The sequence below is a fragment of the Flavobacterium sp. genome, assembly GCF_039930565.1.
Classification (GTDB): Bacteria; Bacteroidota; Bacteroidia; order Flavobacteriales; family Flavobacteriaceae; genus Flavobacterium.
The window spans coordinates 17,723-39,149 of record NZ_JBDTTP010000001.1 but is presented as its reverse complement, the minus strand read 5'-3'; the positions used below and the strand labels follow the sequence as shown (position 1 = coordinate 39,149).

At 33.3% G+C, this 21,427-nt stretch carries 9 protein-coding genes; all 9 read left to right on the top strand.

All coding sequences use genetic code 11. The features are described 5' to 3' along the window. Positions 1–140 precede the first annotated feature (140 nt). The 9 genes from ABI657_RS00095 to ABI657_RS00055 all read left to right on the top strand — a co-directional run bounded on the left by ABI657_RS00095 (position 141) and on the right by ABI657_RS00055 (position 21,408). On the top strand, positions 141–4,304 hold the full coding sequence (locus tag ABI657_RS00095) for a two-component regulator propeller domain-containing protein (RefSeq protein ID WP_348095191.1): 4,164 nt from the start codon (positions 141–143) through the stop codon (positions 4,302–4,304). Positions 4,305–4,753: 449 nt separating this feature from the next. Continuing rightward, positions 4,754–7,852: a TonB-dependent receptor gene (locus ABI657_RS00090; protein WP_348095190.1), complete on the top strand. Its 3,099-nt coding sequence runs from the start codon at positions 4,754–4,756 to the stop codon at positions 7,850–7,852. Between the two features lie 57 nt (positions 7,853–7,909). Continuing rightward, entirely contained in the window at positions 7,910–9,433 is a 1,524-nt protein-coding gene (locus ABI657_RS00085) for a RagB/SusD family nutrient uptake outer membrane protein (RefSeq protein WP_348095189.1), read from the top strand. An 8-nt stretch (positions 9,434–9,441) separates the two neighbouring features. Further along, positions 9,442–10,554, top strand: coding sequence for a hypothetical protein (locus ABI657_RS00080; RefSeq protein ID WP_348095188.1), 1,113 nt, complete (start codon positions 9,442–9,444; stop codon positions 10,552–10,554). A gap of 153 nt (positions 10,555–10,707) precedes the next feature. Next, on the top strand, positions 10,708–12,099 hold the full coding sequence (locus ABI657_RS00075) for an endo-1,4-beta-xylanase (RefSeq protein ID WP_348095187.1): 1,392 nt from the start codon (positions 10,708–10,710) through the stop codon (positions 12,097–12,099). Positions 12,100–12,148: 49 nt separating this feature from the next. Further along, a complete protein-coding gene (locus tag ABI657_RS00070) occupies positions 12,149–13,069 on the top strand; it encodes a glycoside hydrolase (protein ID WP_348095186.1) in 921 nt (306 codons plus the stop codon). Positions 13,070–14,092: 1,023 nt separating this feature from the next. Then, the gene (locus tag ABI657_RS00065; protein ID WP_348095185.1) at positions 14,093–16,276 is read left to right on the top strand and encodes an alpha-N-acetylglucosaminidase; all 2,184 of its coding nucleotides are present in this window, start codon (positions 14,093–14,095) and stop codon (positions 16,274–16,276) included. A 32-nt stretch (positions 16,277–16,308) separates the two neighbouring features. Next, complete coding sequence (gene nagB / locus ABI657_RS00060) at positions 16,309–18,237, top strand: glucosamine-6-phosphate deaminase (protein ID WP_348095184.1); 1,929 nt, start codon at positions 16,309–16,311, stop codon at positions 18,235–18,237. Between the two features lie 159 nt (positions 18,238–18,396). After that, positions 18,397–21,408, top strand: coding sequence for a TonB-dependent receptor (locus ABI657_RS00055; RefSeq protein WP_348095183.1), 3,012 nt, complete (start codon positions 18,397–18,399; stop codon positions 21,406–21,408). Positions 21,409–21,427 lie beyond the last annotated feature (19 nt).

The window sequence follows — 21,427 nt, the reverse complement described above, 5'->3', positions numbered from 1 at the left end:
GGTCAACAGTAATATAGTAAATCTGTATAAAAAAAGTTAAGATTCTGTTTAGTTTTATTAATATTGTTTTATATAGGATTAAATAAGAATCAATTATAAATTTGATTTTAAAATAAAGTTGGTTAAATGTCAGAATGTAAATGAAAAATATCAAATATATACTTCTATGCTGCTTTGGGCTAATAAATTGTTTGTTTTCTCAGGATAAATTTGAAAACTACCAATTTAGAAGCATACAGGAAACAACTTCAAAAAGAGCTATTTCTTCTATTATTCAGGATAACAATGGTTTTATCTGGATAGGTACAAATGGTGCAGGTCTATATCGATATGATGGAGTAAATTATTTTGGATATAAGCATGATAAAAAACCAGAGTCAGTAAACAGTAACTTTATCTATACAACTTTTATTGATTCTGGAAATAACTTGTGGGTTGGTACAGATGAAGGTTTGTGTTTATACAATAGGGATTTGGATAATTTTACGAGAATCAATATCCAGGATGCAATTGTAAAAGGTTATGAGCAGCCCATCACTGTAAAAACAATTATTGAAGATAATAATGGCAACCTCATATTAGGGGCTTATGGTTTTGGGATGTTTAAACTTAAGATAAAAACCTTAAAAGCTACATTAGTTCATTCAAAGATCCTGGAAAAACCCAATTTTTTAATAAAATGTTCGGTAAAGAATAAACAGGGAATTATTTATTTAGGAACTAGTTACGGCCTTTTAGAAATTGATCTGAGTGGAAAAGTGAAGCAGGTTTATAAAGACAAGTTTAAAAGATTGCCTTTGTTAGATGATATAGAAAACCTTGTTATTGATAAATTTGGATATTTATGGCTGGGAACTACTGAAAACGGACTGATAAAAATTAAACCTGAAACGGATAACTATCAATTTGAGAATTTTTTTATTACTAAAAATAAAATTTTATCCATTATACAAAGCAGTAAGGATTATATACTTTGTGGTACTGAAAATGATGGACTGTTAGTTGTAAATTATAAGGGAGAAGTACTGCAAAAATATTTACACAGTAAGTACAATAATTTCAGTTTAAAATCTAATTCCGTTTGGTCGTTATACGAAGACAAGGAAAAAAGACTGTGGTTAGGCTATTTCAACAAAGGACTTGGTGTATTTGATAAACCGGCTAACAAATTTAATTCACTTGAGTCACTTGTGAATAATGATAATTCTTTGCAGACCAGTTATGTAACTTCAGTTATAAAAGATAAAAAAGGCAATCTGTTAATAAGTAATGAAGGAGGAGGACTTGATATTTATAATCTTTCAGATAAAAGTTATATCCATGTTAACAAAAATAACCAAAACTATTACTCAGGACTTGACGCAGTTGATATCCAGACTATATTTATAGACAGTAAGCAAAATATCTGGATAGGCAGCTGGGATCGTGGCATATACTTTTTGAAAAATGGGACTACCAGATTCATAAACTACAATACGACAAATGCATCAGGATTAAAATCGAATCGGATATTTAGTTTTTCTGAAGATTCAAAAGGCCGAATCTGGATTGGAACTTTCATAAAAGGGCTTCACTATTTTGACTATATGAACAACACATTTGTTCATTGTAACACTCAGCCGTTTGTGGAAAACGCCTTAGATGAAGCTTTTATCCGTAAAGTTTTTGTAGATTCTGATAATATTTTATGGGTAGGAACTATCTTAGGATTATATCAGGTAAGCCTAAATACCGACTCTCGTTTTAAAGTGATAAATATGAGGAATGAAATGTTCAGTGATAAGACGAAGTATAACAGTATCCAGACTATTTTATCAATTTATGAATCAAATGATAAAAAAATATGGATAGGGACAGATGGTGAAGGACTATTTAGTTACAATAAAAAAAATAAGGTTTTTTCTAATTACGATGATTTTCCGGGTTTTGAAGAAAAATCAATCCGGGCGATAATTTCTGATAATAATGGATCTTTATGGATAGGCGGTGGATCAGGATTAACAAAACTCGATTTTAAAAACAAACAAAGCACAAATTTTAATAAGGACGATGGTCTTATTGACAATGATTTTAATAATAATGCTGTCTTTAAAGATGGAAATGGCGAACTGTATTTTGGTGGTTATGAGGGAGTAAACTATTTTAATCCGAAAGAGATAAAAAAAGCAGAAAAAGCGCCAAAGTTATATTTCAGTGATTTCAAATTATTCAATAAATCAGTAAAACCAAATGAAGAATCTTCGCCTTTAACAAAAGTAATTTCTCAGACAAAAGAAATTATTCTCAATCATTCGCAATCCGTTTTTACGATCGAATATGTAGGGATAAACTACAATTATTCTAAAAAAAATAAATATGCCTATTATCTTGAAGGTTTTGAAAAGGATTGGAATTATGTAGGGAATAACAGAACAGCGACTTATACAAATCTTGAACCCGGAAATTATGTTTTTAAAGTAAAATCGGCTAATGCAGATGGTTCCTGGAGCAATGTTCAGTTAGAATTAAAAATAAAAATCCTGCCTCCATGGTGGAAAACTATCTGGGCGTATTTAATATACGCATCTATTTTAGTTTTCCTGATTATTTATCTCAATAAGATTTACCAAAATCGTTTTAAAGCCAGGCAGGCTATAATTTTAGAAAGAGAAAAAACAATTCAGTTAGAGAAATTAAATAATAAGAAATTACAGTTTTTTACTAATATTTCGCATGAATTTAGAACACCGCTAACCCTGATTATTAATCCTCTTGAAGATATTTTAAGAAGTAAAAATGTATCCCGCGAAGTCCATAATAAATTAAAAATCGTACACAAAAGCTCAGACAGGCTTTCAAGGCTTATCAATGAGCTTATGGATTTTAATAAATTGGAGTTTAATAAAGTTTTCCTTCAGGTTAAAAAAATTGAAGTTATCGCATTTGTCAATGAAATTATAGGCTATTTTGATGAGGAAGCAGCTGCAAGAAACATAACTATTGATTTTGAATCTTCACTTGAAGAGCTTGAAGATTGGTTAGATCCCAAGATGCTTGAAAAAATAATATTTAATATCATTTCAAATGCTTTCAAATTTACCCCCGATGATGGCTTTATTGCTATTTCTGTAGATAAATTAGATGAGGATAATTCTTTAACAATGGATGGCAATAAAGTTCCATCCTTTTCAATAACAATTACAGATACCGGTTCAGGAATTCAAAAAGAGGATTTGAAAAGAATTTTTGATAGATTTTATCAGGTCGATAACCTTAATAAAGATTACTACGGAAGCACAGGAATTGGCTTAGAGGTGGTAAAAGACTTTGTGGAGCTGCATAAGGGAAAGATTGAGGTTGAAAGTAAACCGGAAAAGGGAACAAAATTCATGGTAAAATTTCCTTTAGGCAAATCTTTTTATAATGAAAAAGAAATACTTGATCAGGTTTTTGAAATAGAAAAAAATAAAAATAAATTCTTATTCGAATCCAATAAAAATCAAACAGATGAAGAAGAAGATATTCCTAATGAACCAACAAAAGAGATTGCAGAAGATACTAAAAAAGAATACACCGTTCTGATTGTGGAGGATAATCTTGAATTAAGAAATTATCTAAAAAATGAACTAAGTAAATTATATAAAGTCCTTACAGCGGAAAACGGTAAAAAAGGTTACGAACTTGCTATTCAGAAATTACCAGACATCATAATTACAGATGTTATTATGCCTGTAATGGACGGTTTGCAATTGTGCAAAAATATAAAAGGAGATTTAAAAACAAGTCATATTCCGCTATTAATGCTCTCTGCAAAAGCAATGGTAAATGACAGGCTTGAAGGAATAGATTCTGGCGCTGATATGTATTTGAGCAAACCATTTGAATTAGATATTTTAAAATCAAGTCTGGCACAGCTCATTAAAAGCAGACAAATAATGTTTAAGAAATTTTATACAGGTATAACAAAAGATGGGAAAGAAAAAACAACATCTTTAGACAATGATTTCATTCAAAAAATTCTTCATTTTATTAATGAAAACCTGAGTGAATCTGACTTAAGTGTAGAGTTGCTCTCTACCAAAGTTTTCCTGAGCAGGAGTCAATTGTACCGTAAAATAAAAACACTAACAGGTGTATCAGTAAATGAGTTTATTAGAAACGTACGATTAGAAAAAGCAAAGCAATTACTTAAGCAAGGCAATAAAAATGTTAATATTAATGAGATTAGTTATAAAGTTGGATTTACGTCACCTTCGTATTTCGCCAAATGCTATAAAATTAAATACGGATACCTTCCTACTCAGGAAGTAACAGCAAAGGAATAGATAATAGAGGATAAACATAAACAGCTATTATAGTAATTTTAGAAAGCCCCGATTTAAAAAACCGGGGCTTTTTTTATCAGAATAGTATCTGAAAATTTTTGTTTTTAAACTCTATGGCACTTGTGTCTTTAATAAAATTACTACAGTATTTTTTTATAAAATATATTTTTTAAGCCAATTTTTTGGCAATGCTTCATTAATAGTTTTGATGGTTGAAGTAAGTTTTTCATTAATACAAGAGGCTGGTATGCTGTTTTTACATCAAATGATGCATGATTTGCTTCATCTGTTCTACACTCGCACCCCTCTAGATTTTACTTTCGTTAAGAAATATTTAAGAAGTAGTTTCTCTTCATAACTCTAAACAATGAGACTGATAAAAACAACATTTTAAATGTTTACAAACTAAAAACACCTAATTATTTAACTTAAACTAACAACCAAATTTTATGCAGAAAAGAACATTAAAGAAACTATTGTGTTTAATAGTATGTATGTGGGGAAATTTTTTCTTTGCTCAGACTGTTAAAGGTAAAGTAACATCAGGGGGAACAAGCCTTCCAGGTGTTAGTGTAATAGTACAAGGAACAAAAAAAACAACTGTCACTGATTTTGACGGTAGTTTTGTCTTAAACAATGTAGAACCAAATGCTATATTGAACTTTAGTTATGTAGGATATAAAAATTTATCATTGCCTGCAATGCCGATAATGGAGGTTGTAATGGTAAATGACCTCGAAAAATTAAATGAGGTTGTTGTGATCGGATACGGAACTTCAAAAAGAAAAGATATAAATGGGGCAGTTTCTTCTATTAAAGCTTCTGAAATTCAGGACAAGCCGTTTACTTCTATCGATCAGGCCCTTGTAGGTAAAGCGGCAGGTGTAAACGTTACTCAAAATTCTGGTACTCCGGGAGGCGGAATTTCTGTTCAAATTAGAGGAATTACTTCTATAAATGGTAACGAACCTTTATATGTTATTGACGGAACACCTGTTTTTGCGGATAAAAACAATGATTCCTTTTCATTCAGCGCATTAGGCGGAGGAAACGGACAAACGAAAAACTCTGCCCTGTCTGGTCTGAACATTTCTGATATTGAAACTATTGATATCTTAAAAGATGCATCGGCAACTGCAATATATGGTGCAAATGGTGCCAATGGTGTCGTTTTGATTACAACTAAAAAAGGAAAAAAAGGAAAATCAACATTTGCATATGAAACCTATTTAGGTGTTCAGGAAATAATAAATACTGTTGACGTATTAAATTTACCAGAATATGCAAAGTATCAAACAAAAATTTTCTCACTGAATGGTGAATCTATTCCCTATCAATATCAAAAACCTGACTTATTAGGTAAAGGAACAGACTGGCAAAAAGAACTTTTTAGATCTGCTACGGTTTATAATCACCAGTTATCATTTTCCGGTGAAAAAGAAGGAACAAGATATTACACTTCTTTAAATTACTTTAATCAGGAAGGAGTTGTTGTAAATTCTGATTTCAACAGATTGTCACTGCGTTTAAATGTAGATTCTAATGTTAAATCATGGTTAAAAATCGGAAACAATATGTCTGTAAGCCACTCTTCTCAACAAGTGGTAAGAAATGATGACCGAGGTGGTTTAGTTATGAATACCTTAAGACAATCTCCTGAATTACCGGTTAGAGCTGCAGATGGTTCATATGCAGGGCCCACTTCTGGATTGGGTTCTTCGGCAAATGAAGCGACCAACCCAATTGCATTGGCTGAATACAATAATGCTACTACAGAAAGATTTAAAATTAATGGTAATTTATTTGCTGATTTTACTTTGATCAAGGGATTAGTTTTCAGATCTGAATTAGGCTATGATCTAAATTTTGCAAAAAGCAGTGTTTTTGTCCCAAAATATACTCTAGGAACAGTAAATGAGCTTTTAAACAAATCATTCAAGCAACAGGATCAAAGCTATTATTGGAATATTAAAAATTATTTGACTTATAATAAAACGATAAACGAAAATCACAACTTTACTTTTTTATTAGGTCAGGAATCACAGGAAAGCCGATATGAATATTTAAGCGGTTACAGAACGGGTGAGTTTTTAAATAAAGATTTTACCAACTTGAATATAGGTGATATTGATACAGCTCTAAACGGAAATGGTTCTGGCAGATGGTCTATGGCCTCTTACATTTCTAGATTAAATTATAGCTTTTCAGACAAATACTCTTTTTCAGCTTCTTTAAGAGCAGATGCATCGTCAAACTTCGGTCCTAATAATAAATGGGGTTATTTTCCGTCATTTTCAGGAGGATGGACTGTTAGTAACGAAAAGTTTTTTGAGCCTTTATCAAATACTGTAAATTACTTAAAATTTAGAGCAGGGTATGGGGCAGTAGGAAATCAAAATATTCCGGCAAACAGATACGACACCAATCTGTCACTGCTTTCTTCACCATTTGGAGGCGTGGCTCCAACTATTGATAATTTAGCAAATCCAGATGTCAAATGGGAGTCTCTTAAGTCATTTAATGCCGGTTTCGAATTAGGATTGCTGAATAATCGTGTAAAAATAGATTTTGATTATTACATTAAGAATTCTTCAGATTTCCTAACCAAACAAGTCAATGACGAGTCTAATCAAAGTGCTCAGAATTATTTTATAAATGTAGGAGAAATCATAACTAAAGGTGCGGAGTTTACATTAAACACAAAAAATATTATTACAGAAAATTTTTCATGGGACAGCACCATTATTTTATCAAAATACAACAATGAGCTAACCAAATTTCAAGGAGAAGGAAAATCTTTATTAGGAAAAGTACAATTTGACTTTTATACCGTTACTAAAACGACAGAAGGACAACCCATAGGACAATTTTACGGATATGTTACCGATGGTTTATTTAAAAATGCTGGTGAATTAGCAGCAGGACCAATTCAGGAAACCGGAACCGGAATCGGAGATATTCGTTTTAAGGATCTTAATAGCGATGGAAAGATTGATGCTAAAGACCAAACAGCCATAGGAAGTGCAATTCCTGATTTTACTTATGCCTTTACGAATAATTTCAAATACAAAAACTTTAGTTTATCTATTGCTTTAACAGGAAGTCAGGGCAGTGAAATCTACAACTTTACGCGTCATTATACAGATGGAATTTATCCTGGATTTGGCGATCGATTTGGAAATGTTAGTACTCAGGTTTTAAATGCTTTCGAAACTGGAGTAAACGAAAACACCAATGTACCAAGAATTACACTTAATGATCCAAACGCAAATGGTAGAATTTCGAACCGATTTGTTGAAGATGGTTCTTATTTGAGAATTCAAAATATTTCTTTGAGCTATGATTTACCAAGTAAAATATTCAAGGAGTCTATCATTTCTAAAGTCAGATTGTATGCTAATGTTCAAAATTTATACACGTTTACCAAATATTCAGGATTTGACCCTGCTCTGGGAAATTTAGATCAGAATATTACATTAAGCGGTATTGATTTAGGAAGATACCCTGTACCAAGAACAATTTCTGCAGGTCTGAATTTAGAATTCTAAAACTTAAAAAACACTTTTAACTTAATGATTTATAGTCATTAACATAAAATAATAGTTATGAAAAAACTTTTTAAACTTTTTATGATGGGAATGCTGATACCATTGCTGTCTTTATTTTCCTGTTCAGATGAATTTTTGGACGCACCATCAGAAAATCAATTAACACCAAACGATTTACCAGAAGGCGTTACAGCCTTTGACGGAATTGCCGAGAGTTTGTATTTTAAACCGTGGTTTACTTTTAATGATAAATTTCTGATTGCCGTTGGAGATATGTATGCCGGTAACGCTTTTACATTTGACGGGGCTTATTCACAATTCTTAAATGCACAGGTAACTTCACAAAACCCAATCTTAACAGAAGGATATGTTTCGTTATTTTCCGTTATTGACCAATCTAATAATCTGATGAAATTAGTTGAAGACAGAAAAAGTGAATTACCTGAAGACTCTTATAAAAAATCGATAGCAATATCAAGATTCATGAGAGCAAATGCATATTTCTATTTGGTGAGAACTTTTGGAGCTGTTCCTATTGTTGCAAAGGCAGGTTCAGCACCACAACCAAAAAGAAATTTAATTTCTGATGTTTATAAATTTATTAAGCAGGATTTAGAATATGCCATCGAAAATCTTCCGGAAACTTCAAAAAAGAAAGGATATGTAAATAAAACTGTAGCTATGGGTATTCTCGCAAAAGTGCATCTAACACTAAATGAATATTCAGAATGTGCCAGTTTGACCGGGGAAATTATGGGAAAACAATATTCTCTAATTCAGGAATACGGAAACATGTTCAGCAGTCCGGAAAACAACAATAGCAGAGAAAGTATGTTTGCCCTGCAATGGAAAGCTATTGCTACAGAATGGGGAACACAAAATACCAATCAGGCTTATATTGTTCCTGCAACCAGCGGTATAACCGGAGGCGGTGATGGCTGGGGAGTTTATTTGCCTTCTATCTCTCTGCAAGCCGGATTTGAACCTCAGGATAAAAGAAAAAAACACACGATCATGACTGATGGTGATTTTTATCCTGAATTGTTAAAAAATTCTGATGGCTTTACGTATAAAAAGATCCTTTCTTCTACAGGAGCTAATTTCAGAAAATATGTTGTAGGCTCAGCTGCAGAAAGAAATGATGTGTTTTTTATGAAGACTTCACAAAACACCATAATCCTCAGATATTCTGATATATTGTTAATGCATGCCGAAGCTATTTTGGCCGGATCAAGCTCAACTACTTCTGTTTCTGCGCTTACTGCCTTTAACGAAGTAAGAACAAGAGCCGGATTGCCAAATAAAACAGTACTTACAAGAGACGAATTATTTAAGGAAAGAAGAATTGAATTTGCCCTTGAAGGACAATATTTCTTCGATTTAAAACGACGCGGTATCACTGAAGCTACAGCAATTATTTCTAATCAGGAAGTTGGTTTTTATTCTGATGATGCCAGAACAGAGTTGATTTCCAATAAAATAACTCCGGGAAGCAATTATTTTGAGTTGCCACTGCCTCAGTCTGCAATTGATACCAATCCATCATTATTGGAAGCACCGGTTCCTTTTAACTTTAATTAATTTATACTATGATCAATAAAATTAAATATAGAATTCTAATTCTTTTGGCTCTGACCTTTTTTACAGCTTGCCAAAATGATGATGCGGCCACTACAAACGTAGCTGCAATGGTTGCAGAACCCGGAGATTTACTAAATCAGGCCTTTCCTCTGAATAAAGTCAGAGTTGAAGGTGAAGGTTTGACAGGATTAAAAAAGATTACGCTGGACAACAAAATCGATATCGGCTTTAATTCTAATTACAATTCTGATAAAGCTTTTATTTTTACTATTCCTTTTGATGATAAACTAGGAAGCAGATTTGGCGTTCAGCCTATCACATTTGTTACCGCAAATGGTTCGGTAACTAAAAATATTGAGATTTTACAACCTGTTCCCACGATTACAAAAACAACTCCTGCTCTAGCAACTCCAGGATTTCCGCTGGAGATTGAAGGAACGTGGTTTTATAATATTTCTGGGATAACTTTAGCAGGAAAAGCAGTCAGCTATTCTGTAAAATCATCTTCTTCAATTATTATTGGCATACCAATAGATGCTGTTGTTGGATCAGAGCTGGAAATTACTACACCAGGAGGTGCCGCAAAAAAAGTAATTGCACTTCCAACTCCAGAAATTGTCGTTCTTGTATCTGATTTTGATGGTAACGGCGTAAGAAAAGATTGGTTCTCTTATGGTGATGTTGCTGCTTTTAATGCAAATACTGCCGGTGGTCCATCAGGCAATTATGCAACCTTTACCTGGTCAGGTTCGACTGCAAATGGTTACAACGGAAGCAGCGCCGGAGGAGGAACAAGTTTTCTAAGTGCAACTAATACAGATGCAGCAAAAACTTATATCGATATTGATATAAGTGCAAATGTTACAGGTGCGCAATTTGCTATTCAGTTAAACACTATAGACAACATCAACTACGCTTATAACTTTAAAGTTACAGATGTGAACTGGACAACCAAAACAATTTCAATAGCCGATTTTAAAGATGATTATGGTTATGGTGCAAACTCAGCAATTACATTGGATGCTTCTAAAATAAATGAAATAAAAATTGGCGTTATTCAAAATGATACACCTAATCCGAGTATCATAAAATTTGATAATATTAAAATTCGCTACCAGTAATGAATGGTTTGCATTTTAATTTTTAAACTTCAGAAAAAGGTTGCCATGCCAAAGCAGCCTTTTTAGAAGTTAACATTCAAAAATAATATCACTTAAACTATAATACGGCGTATTCCACTTAAGATGAGAATATTCTATAATAAAATAAACAGTATGAAAATTAAATTTTTATTAATGCTGACCTGCTTAGTTGTTTTTTTTAACGCCTGTTCAAAAGACGATAATGAAGCTGCTGTCGCTTTAGAAACACCAATTGCTAACGCACCAAAAGATGTTAATGATAGCGGTTTCAAAGCCAAATGGAATTATGTTTCCAATTCAAAAAGCTATCTTTTGGATGTTTCTACCACTGAAAATTTTGAAACATTTGTAACTAATTACAATTCAAAAGAAGTAACTGATTTAAATGAAGTTGTAGTTGGGTTAACAGGCGGAACACAATATTATTACAGAGTAAGAGCCAAAACTGATACAGAAATTTCAGGTTATTCAAATGTTATTAGTGTTGTAACAACCGGTACAAGTAACATTCCTGAAGATCCTGCTTTTTTAAAAATAAAAGCGAATAAATTAGCAAATCCATTTTTTGTAGGTATGGCGGTTAAGGCCTCGCAGCTAACTAATGGAAGTGGTTATGATATCATTTTGAAAAATGAATTTAGCAGTATTTCCGCTGAATACGAAATGAAAATGGACCCAATTTCTACGGCAAGTGGTGTATACAACTGGACTGCCGCTGATAAAATTGTGGCTTATGGAAACACCAACGGTATCAATGTTCACGGTCATGCTTTGGTATGGCATAATGCAGTTCCACAATGGTTAAAAGATTTTTCTGGTACTGATGCTGAATTTAAGGCAGAAGTAAAAAAGTACATTACTGATGTGGTTACCCATTATGCAGGAAAAGTAAAATCGTGGGATGTTGTTAATGAAGCAGCAGATGACAATAGCGGTAACATGAGAAATACGATTTTTCTTCAAAGAATGGGGCCTAATTATATAAAAGATTGTTTTCAATGGGCCAGGGATGCAGCAAATGCGGCAGGTGACACAAATTTGTTATTGTTTTATAATGATTATGCAACATCTACCAATATCCCCAAACAAAATAAAGTTTTTAGCATTGTAGATGATTTAAAAGCCAGTAATCTTATTAACGGACTTGGCTTTCAGATGCATAACACGTATTTAAGCCCCACCAAAGCTCAAATTGAAACTGATTTTAATAAAGCTGTGGCAAAAGGTTTAAAAATTCATGTTTCGGAGTTAGATATCCAAGTCAATCCAACTAATGATATTTCTACTTTTACAAATGAAAGAAGGCTGGCTCAAAAAGAGAAATACAAGGAAATGGTAAAGATTTATAATGCGCTACCTCCAGCAAATAAATACGCTTTAACCATTTGGGGGATGAAGGATAATGAATCGTGGATTCCGTATAGTACAGATCTGAACCACGTTGGAAATGACTGGCCTTTATTGTATGATGCAAATTTTGTTATCAAAAGTTCACACACAGGATTCCTGGAAGGCTTAGATTAAATTTTAAAACAAATTACTTTACTGCAACTATTAACCAAAAAACAGAATTATGAAAAAATTAAGTTTATTATCATTGACACTAACATATGTATTAGGATTTGCATCCTGCTCAGATAGTGCGGCTCCTGTATTAGATGAGCAGGTGTCAAGTGCAGGCGTAAATAAAAGTACGGGTAAAAGTGCCGCAGCACCCTGGGTGAAACAATTTGAAGATACATTCAATGTAGGTTCTAATCTTTCACAGTGGACAAAAGAACAACGAGCAGATTATAATTCCTGGTATTGTGATTATAATAGTTCTGTGCCTACAACACAATGGAGAGATGGAAAACAATGTCTAGAGATCAAAACAACCAAATTAAGCACATACAAATATCAATCTGGTTTCATTACTTCTCATTACCAATACAAACCAGAAAACAATACAGAGTATATGCTTTCTGCTAATATTAAATTAATAGCGATGGATGGTGGAAACTACAAATCTTTTACAGATACGTATGGGGCCTGGCCGGCATTTTGGTCTGTACAGCAAAACGCATGGCCAACCAAAGGAGAAATCGATATTCTGGAAGGATATTCTTTTGCACCTAATGCAAGCCGGTATACTTCAAATATTTTTTATGGAACTTCTTCCGGAAACAACTCATTAGGAAACGCTGCCGAAAGAAACTATCCTTCTAATTTTAATCTAAATGGAAATAACGGATGGCACTTATATGAATCCTTCTGGAAAATGAAAAACAATATTGTAACAGTAACCATAAAGGTTGACAATGTAACAGTTGCAGAATACACTAACAATAGTGTAAACAATCTTAATTTTAATAATTTTGGAACACATTCGATTATTTTCAATATGAATGTGGGATCTAAAGATTCTAATTTTATAAACCCTAATAAAATTAACTTATTTTCAGCTGTAATGATATGGGTAGATGATGTAACCGTTTATAAAAGACCAATTTAATTAATAAGCGAAAGAAACAGCATTCGCAAAATTATAAATATGTATATTTTAAATAAAAAAGATGGTTCAAATTCTGTACCTTCTACTAAAACAAAAGCTTCAGAAATATCTGGAGCTTTTTTTGTGATATATTTTAAATTTGAGAGGTTTCTGTTGCATTTGATAACTACTTTTTATCTTTGAAATTTTAAACGTACAAAAATAAATACCAAAGGCCATAGCTATCTAAAATCTAGTATTCTTAGACAGTGTTTTAAACAATATTTACCTTGGTTACATGACGTTGAAGATACACAAAGCTTAGGATTTTAAAGCTTTGAATCGGCAAGGCAAATAATCGGAATTGACATGTTTTGAAATTGTTGTTTACTTTCCAATACAGAAATTAACAGCCCAGTACTTACTGGTATATTCAGATTATGAGGTACAAGGCGAGTACCAATCTGAACAAAATAAAACAAACTAAAAACAGGCAAACTTTTATCCAATATTTCAAATGAAAATAACATTATGTTAATCTGCTAAATCATTTTTTCGAGAACACATCAACCCAGTGGTTAAAGCAATTTATAAAAAAAAAACAGACTATTAATTAATTATATTTTTGGAGATTATTTTGAATATTTTGTTGCACAATATTCAATTGTGAGTGAATCTAATTTGGAAACTCTTTTTTCAATTAGTTTTTTCATTCAAAATGAATAGGTTTCTATTTTTATGATAAAAAGATACTAATTCAAAAAGTTTACATTTCATTTTTTGTTCCAGTTTCTGCACTATCTATGAAAAGAAACTGTAAAATATGTCTATACATTTGATTAATAAGTCCATCTTAAAAAGATGCATTAGATTTAATTTTATTTTCAATTCAAGATTCTTTTTATAGCACATTGAACTTCAATGAATAAAATTGTTATTTATACCAACAGATTTCTTGTTTGTTGGGATATTAATAAAAAAATAATATTCCTTGTTTTTTGTTTAGACTAAAAAGGAAGATAATTTAATAGATGTACAACTAATATGGAAAGAGAGAATTTTAAAATTAAAAATGGTAACCCCTTAAAAACAGTAGCCCTTTTTTTTGTGCTGTTATTTTTACTAGTAGCCAAAGGATATTGTCAAAATGGGGAAAATACAAAAAGTTCCATAGCTGTGTTAGAAAGGCTTATTGGTAGTCGTGCGAAAGATTTCGATTTATATATTATTGAAAATAAAGATCAGATTGGTTCAGGCTCGTTTGAGGTGGAAACAACAGGAAACAGAATAAAAATTAAAGGAACATCGAATGCGTCAATTTGTTATGGGGCTTATATCTTTCTTAGAGATATTGGGTCTGTTTTAGTAAGTTGGGAAGGAAACAGAATTAATCTTCCTAAAGTGTGGCCTAAATACTCAAAAAAACGAACCACACCATTTCAATACAGGGAGTATTTAAATGCCTGTACATTTGGTTATACCACACCATGGTGGGATTGGAAGCGTTGGGAAAAAGAAATTGACTGGATGGCAATGCACGGAATCAATCTTCCTACAGCAATGGAAGGTCAGGAAGCTGCATGGCAGGAATTATGGAAAGAATATGGTTTAACAAATAATCAATTAGAAGCGCATTTTACAGGACCAGCTTTTTTGCCATGGCAGCGTATGGGAAACATCAACAGTCTTGAAGGCCCTTTGCCTCAGGAATGGTTTACTAAAAAAGAAGCACTTCAAAAGAAAATCTTAGAAAGGATGAGAGCATTAGACATGCATCCTGTTGTACCCGCTTTTAGTGGTTATGTACCAAAAGCTTTTGCAGAAAAACATCCAGAAGCTAAAATAAGCGAATTAAAATCGTGGTCTGGAGGCGGTTTTGCAAGTACTTTTCTGTTGGACTCTAAAGATCCTTTATTTAAAGAAATAGGAAAGCGTTTTATTGAAATTTACACCAAAATGTACGGGAAGTCTAATTTCTATTTAGCAGATTCTTTTAACGAAATTACCCCTCCGGTTTCTGAAAACAATAAATATGAAGAACTATCCAATTATGGAAACGCTATTTATGAAACTATTAATGAAGCAGCACCCGGTGCAGTATGGGTAATGCAGGGATGGCTTTTTGGAGACAATAAAGAATTTTGGACAAAAGAAGCTACAAGTGCATTTTTAAGCAAAGTGCCCAATGACAGATTAATGGTTCAGGATTATGCCAATGACAGATATAAAGTTTGGGAAAATCAGGAAGCCTTTTATGGTAAACAATGGACTTATGGTTATGTGCATAACTATGGAGGATCGAATCCCGTCTATGGAGATTTGAATTTCTATAAAAATGAATTGACGAGTTTGCTTAAAAATCCAAATAAAGGAAATTTGGTGGGTTATGGAGCAATGCCAGAAGGACTAAATAATAATTCGATTGTTTATGAATACATTTATGATCTTCCGTGGAGCCAAGGTGAACAGCCTGTAAACGATTGGCTAACGAAATATTTAAATGCCAGATACGGACAAACAACTTCTAAATCTGTTTTTCGTGCATGGGAATTATTATTAGGATCTGTTTACAATATTAAATACTGGCAAACACGCTGGTGGAATGATAGGGCTGGAGCGTATTTGTTATTTAAACGCCCAACAGCAACAATTACAGAATTTAAAGGAAATCCTGGAGATAAGAAAAAATTGAAAGAAGCTTTAGATATTTTAACTAAGGAAGCTAAAAAGTATGATAAAAAGAATCTTATTCAGTACGATTTAATCGATGCTTCAAGACATTATTATTCACTTTGTATTGATGAAAATTTGATCGAATGTGTAAAAGCTTATCAGCAAAAAGACCTTTTAAAAGGAGATCAATTGTTTAAAAAGATAGAAAAACAAGCTTTAGACATCGATAATCTGATGTCAGGGCAACCATTGAACACTCTCAATCAATGGGTAAAATCGGCTTCAGATTACGGAAGTTCACCAGAAGTGTCTAAGTTGTACATAAAAAATGCAAAAACATTAATTGCACTTTGGGGCGGAGAAGGTCATTTGAACGATTATGCTTCAAGATCTTGGCAGGGAATGTATAAAGGCTTTTACTGGCCAAGATGGAAAATGTTTTTAGAAGCTCTAAAAAAAGCAGCAGTTAATAATATTTCATTTGATGAAACGAAGGAAAGAGAATCAATTAAAAATTGGGAAATTAAATGGTGTGATAATAAAGAAATACAGTAGTATATTATTAATTTATAAATAGATTACAAATAATGTTAAAAAGTAAAATAGACAAAGCAACAGGCTTCGAAAAACGATTTGAAAATATTAATACAGTAGTTTTCGAAAATTCTAACGAAGCTTCAAAAGCTGTTGCTCAACAAATTGCAGTTTTAATTCAATCAAAACAAAAAGAAAACAAACCCTGTATTTTAGGCCTTGCAACAGGTTCGTCTCCTAAAGGATTGTATGCAGAATTGGTACGTCTTCATAAAGAAGAAGGTTTGAGTTTTAAAAACGTAATCAGTTTTAATTTGGATGAATATTATCCAATGGAACCAAACTCAATTAATAGTTATGTCCGTTTTATGAAAGAATTGCTGTTTGATCATATTGATATTTTACCTGAAAATGCTCACGTTCCAGACGGACTTTTAAGTAAAGAACAAATTGCGGATTATTGTCACGATTATGAAGCCAAAATTGAAGTTTTAGGCGGGATTGATTTGCAGATTTTAGGAATTGGAGGAAACGGACATATTGGTTTTAATGAGTCTGGTTCGCTTCAAAACTCTAAAACTCGTTTGGTCGCTTTAGATCATATTACCAGAGTTGCAGCGAGTAAAGACTTTTTTGGTTTAAATAATACGCCAAGAACAGCAATCACGCTTGGAGTAAAGAAAATCATGGAAGCCAAACAAGTTATATTGATGGCTTGGGGAGAAGGAAAAGCAAATGTTATCAAGAAATCTGCAGAAGATGAAGTAACGAATCAGATTCCGGCTTCATATTTACAGGAACACAACAATGCTGTTTTTGTCTTGGACAAAGAAGCTTCTTCAAAACTAACCAGAGTCAACAGACCTTGGTTGGTTGAAAAAGTAACCTGGACTGATAAATTGACCCGTAAAGCAGTTTTAGGTTTGGCATTAGATCTTAAAAAACCGATTTTGATGCTTACCGATGCCGATTATATCGAAAACGGAATGAGCGATTTATTGGCAGATTCTGGCCCAGCTTACGACATCAATATTAAGATTTTTAATAAATTACAAAATACAATTACAGGCTGGCCGGGCGGGAAACCAAATGCAGACGATGCTAACCGTCCTGAAAGAGCAGAACCGGCAAAAAAACGTGTGTTGATTTTTAGTCCTCACCCAGATGATGATATCATTAGTATGGGAGGAACATTTATGCGTCTGCAAGAGCAGGGTCATGAAGTGCATGTAGCGTACCAGACATCCGGAAATATCGCTGTCGCCGATGATGAGGCGTTGCGTTTTGCAAGTTTTGTGATTGATTATAATGAAAAATTCAGAATCAAAAGCCCTGAGGCTGATGCGATTTACGAAAAAGCGGTTACATTCTTAAAAAATAAAAAGAACAGTGAAATCGATATTCCAGAAGTTCGTTTTATAAAAGGATTAATCAGAAAAGGCGAGGCGAGAGCAACAAGCCATTTTGTTGGATTAACAGACAATCAGATTCATTTTTTGGAATTGCCATTTTATGAAACAGGAACCATTGAGAAAAAACCAATCGGGCAGGAAGATATTCAATTGACAGTAGATTTGATTGAAAAAATTAAGCCACACCAAATTTATGCAGCGGGAGATTTAGCAGATCCACACGGAACGCATAAGGTTTGTCTGGATGCGATTTTTGAAGCGGTAAAAATTTTAAAACCAAAATCATTTATGGATGATTGCTGGTTATGGTTGTACCGTGGTGCCTGGCAGGAATGGGGAATTGACGAAGTCGAAATGGCTGTACCAATGAGCCCGGATCAGGTTTTAGCAAAACGTCACGGAATTTTCAAACACCAATCTCAAAAAGACGGTGTTGTTTTTCAGGGAACAGATGCCAGAGAATTTTGGCAGAGAGCCGAAGACAGAAACCACGAAACAGCAGCTTTGTATCAACAATTAGGTTTAGCAACTTATGCAGCGATGGAAGCTTTCGTGAGATGGAAGTTTTAAGAAGATTTTTAGTATAATACAGAGATATAAATATTCTTTTAAGCCTTGCTATCATTGATTTTGCTGGAATCATCCATGTTTATGAACAACTTGTCCATTTCTTAACATTTTTTTACGATTAATTTCGTCTTCAACTATTAACCATATAACTAATAAAACATGGAAAAACTTAAACTCTTATTGTTGGCCTTTTTTCTAGGCCTATCCATTAATTCATGGGCACAAAAAACAGAAGTGTCCGGTGTCATTTTAGATGACAAGAATTTACCTCTTCCTGCGGCTAATATTCTTGAAAAAGGTACTACTAAAAGTGTAGTCACAGATTTTGACGGTAAATTCAAATTGACTGTTTCCAATCCTAATGCGGTGCTTCTTGTATCCTTTCTTGGATTTACAGATCAGACTGTCAAATTAGACGGAGCAAAAACAAATTTGACAATTAGACTGGCTTCTGCTACTAACGCTTTAGAACAAGTGGTAGTGGTAGGTTACGGAAAAGGATCCCGTAAAAATCTTACCACATCTATAACTTCTATTAAAAGTGACGAATTAAATAGAGGAGCTATAAGTGATGTTGGGCAATTGTTGCAAGGTAAGGTTTCAGGACTTAATATTTCATCAAGCGGAGATCCTACAAGATCAGCTTCAGTAGTTTTACGTGGAGTTTCGACATTAAACAGTTCTCAAGGTCCATTTTATGTTGTAGATGGTGTTCCGGGAGTTGATATTTCGATAATTTCGCCTGATGATATTGCAACTATTGATGTATTAAAAGATGCTGCAGCAACTGCAATTTATGGTAATCGTGCCGCAAATGGTGTAATAATGGTTACTACAAAAAAAGGAAGTAAAGACAAAACCCAAATAGCATACAACGGTTATGTGGGATGGGAAGAAGTTTCGAATCAACTTGACATGATGAATGCTAGTCAGCTGAGAGCATTTACTACCAAAAACAATCTGAACTTTACTCCTGAAAATGACAAGGGGGCCAATACAAACTGGCAGAAAGAAATTTTAAGATCAGAAAAAGCAAAATCAAGCAGCCATAACTTATCTATGAGTGGTGGTAGTGAACATGGAAATTATACAGCAAGCATTACTTCTCTTAATAAAGAAGGGGTTCTTTTGAAAAGTGATTTTTCTCGTGTTATAGCCCGATTATCAGTTGAACAATTTGCTTTTGATGATAAAGTTAAATTTGGCTTGAATGTGACGAACTCTAGTAGTAAATATATAAATGTTCCACAACGAAATACGGTACTTTTGCAGGCAGCAAGTTATCTTCCGGTTTCTCCGGTAAGAAATGCAGACGGATCTTTTTTCGAAAACTTTGTTAGTACCGGATATTTTAATCCTGTAGCATTGATTGATCACGGAACAGACGAAACAAAAACAAATAATCTTGTAGGTAACCTTACTGCAGAAGTAAAACTTCCTTTTGGATTTACGTATAACTTAAACATCGCACACCAAAAGCTAACTGCATCACATGGTGAGTTTTATGATAGTTATTATTCGAAATATAATAGTGCCAATTTCTACAATAATCCAGATCCACCTCTAAATAAAATATTAATCAATTTTGGTGTGAACGGTTCTGCATTGAGAAATACGTATGAAAACACCAATAATATTATTGAGAGTTTCTTAACCTGGGACAAAACATTGGGAGTTCATAAAATAAAAGCTGTTTTAGGATATTCATGGCAGGAAAATACATTGGGAGACGGATTTCAGGCAACAGCTACAAATTTTCCCGTAGATAATGTAGGATATAATAATCTTGCTTTAAGTAATTATACATCGGTAAATGGGTATGTTGTAAATTTTGGAGATAACAAAGCCTATCAAAAAACACGTTTAATTGGTGAATTTGCCCGTTTAAACTATAATTATCAGGACAAATACCTTTTGCAAGGAACCATTAGAAGAGATGGAGGTTCTGTATTTGGAGCAAATAACCGTTGGGGATACTTCCCATCTGTGGGAGCTGCATGGAGAGTTGACAAAGAAAACTTTATGCAGGATCAAAAACTTTTTAGTGACTTAAAATTCCGTGGAAGTTATGGAGTTACAGGAAACTCTTCAGGATTTAATGCGTACACAGCTCAGTTTATCTCTGGAAGTCTAGGAACTTTTTATTCCAACGGTCAACAAATAGGTGCTTATGGTCCTAATCAGGCAGCTAACCCGGATTTGAAATGGGAAAAAACGGCTACCGCAAATATTGGAGTTGATTTTGCCTTATTAAACGGAAAAATAACAGGTTCTGTTGATTTGTATGAAAAGAAAACAACTGACATGATTTTTAATTATGCTGTAAATCCTGTGCTTGTACCAGTAGGAACAATTGTAGCAAACGGAGGAATAATGTCTAATAAAGGTATTGAGGTAAGTTTAGGTGCAACTCCTGTTAAAACAGCCAATTTTACATGGTCAACCAATTTGAATTTTGCAAGTAATAAAAATGAGATTGTTAAATTAACGAATCCGTTTTTTATTGGGGGTGATTCAATACGAAGAGTACAGCCTGACAGCGGAGGACAAACCGGAAGTACTTTACAAATATTTAAAGAAGGAAAACCTCTTGGCCAATTCTTTACACTTTTATATGCAGGAAAAAACTCAGCTGGTGTTTCGCAATATGTTGCTAAAGATGGTAGCTTAACTACAACTCCATTAATTGGTGTTGATTATCATTATGCAGGAAGTGCACAGCCAAAAGTATTATTAGGCTGGGGAAATAATTTTCAATACAAGAAATTCGATTTGAGTATTTTCTTCAGAGGGGTTTTTGGTAATAAAATCTTCAACGCTACACGTGCTGATTTATTCAGACCAAGTACAGCAATGACTACTAATATTTTAGTTGATGCAGGAGATGAATCTCCAAACGACCTTAATGCTTACAAATATTCTTCACGTTTCATAGAAGATGGAAGCTATCTTAGATTAGATAATATGACTTTGGGCTATAATTTTGGCAAAGTGAGTAAATTTATCCAAAGTGTGCGTCTGTATCAAACAATAAATAATTTGTTTGTTATTACCAAATATTCAGGAATTGATCCGGAAATAGAACAAGGGGGAACAGCACCTGGTGTAGATTCTAATAACTTCTATCCAAAAACCAGAACTTTTATGTTTGGTTTAAACGTGATATTCTAAAAATTAAATTATAAAAATT

Bases quoted from the DNA above. Each gene is read 5' to 3' on its own strand.
- ABI657_RS00090 (WP_348095190.1), top strand. From the start codon at position 4,754: ATGCAGAAAAGAACATTAAAGAAACTATTGTGTTTAATAGTATGTATG.
- ABI657_RS00080 (WP_348095188.1), top strand. From the start codon at position 9,442: ATGATCAATAAAATTAAATATAGAATTCTAATTCTTTTGGCTCTGACC.
- ABI657_RS00095 (WP_348095191.1), top strand. From the start codon at position 141: ATGAAAAATATCAAATATATACTTCTATGCTGCTTTGGGCTAATAAAT.
- ABI657_RS00075 (WP_348095187.1), top strand. From the start codon at position 10,708: ATGAAAATTAAATTTTTATTAATGCTGACCTGCTTAGTTGTTTTTTTT.
- ABI657_RS00085 (WP_348095189.1), top strand. From the start codon at position 7,910: ATGAAAAAACTTTTTAAACTTTTTATGATGGGAATGCTGATACCATTG.
- nagB (WP_348095184.1), top strand. From the start codon at position 16,309: ATGTTAAAAAGTAAAATAGACAAAGCAACAGGCTTCGAAAAACGATTT.
- ABI657_RS00070 (WP_348095186.1), top strand. From the start codon at position 12,149: ATGAAAAAATTAAGTTTATTATCATTGACACTAACATATGTATTAGGA.
- ABI657_RS00055 (WP_348095183.1), top strand. From the start codon at position 18,397: ATGGAAAAACTTAAACTCTTATTGTTGGCCTTTTTTCTAGGCCTATCC.
- ABI657_RS00065 (WP_348095185.1), top strand. From the start codon at position 14,093: ATGGAAAGAGAGAATTTTAAAATTAAAAATGGTAACCCCTTAAAAACA.